The organism is Bacillus sanguinis, from assembly GCF_018332475.1.
GTDB classification, from domain to species: domain Bacteria; phylum Bacillota; class Bacilli; order Bacillales; family Bacillaceae_G; genus Bacillus_A; species Bacillus_A sanguinis.
Genome location: NZ_BOQB01000384.1, coordinates 1 through 325, shown reverse-complemented (window position 1 = coordinate 325; position 325 = coordinate 1). Strand labels below are relative to the sequence as shown.

3 tRNA genes are annotated in these 325 nt (G+C 57.5%); all 3 read left to right on the top strand.

Annotation, left to right across the window (positions count from 1 at the left end):
- Nucleotides 1–9: 9 nt before the first annotated feature.
- A tRNA-Gly gene (locus KI369_RS26530) sits at nucleotides 10–84 on the top strand.
- A gap of 16 nt (nucleotides 85–100) precedes the next feature.
- A tRNA-Leu gene (locus tag KI369_RS26525) sits at nucleotides 101–189 on the top strand.
- A 3-nt stretch (nucleotides 190–192) separates the two neighbouring features.
- A tRNA-Arg gene (locus KI369_RS26520) sits at nucleotides 193–266 on the top strand.
- Nucleotides 267–325 lie beyond the last annotated feature (59 nt).

Genomic DNA, 325 nt, shown 5'->3' with positions numbered 1-325 from the left:
ACATGTCTTGCGGAAGTAGTTCAGTGGTAGAATACAACCTTGCCAAGGTTGGGGTCGCGGGTTCGAATCCCGTCTTCCGCTCCAATTTTCAATATGACATGCCGGGGTGGCGGAACAGGCAGACGCACAGGACTTAAAATCCTGCGGTGGGTGACCACCGTGCGGGTTCGACCCCCGCCCTCGGCACCATATGCGCCCGTAGCTCAATTGGATAGAGCGTTTGACTACGGATCAAGAGGTTAGGGGTTCGACTCCTCTCGGGCGCGCTTTCTTTCGGGAAGTGGCTCAGCTTGGTAGAGCACCTGGTTTGGGACCAGGGGGTCGC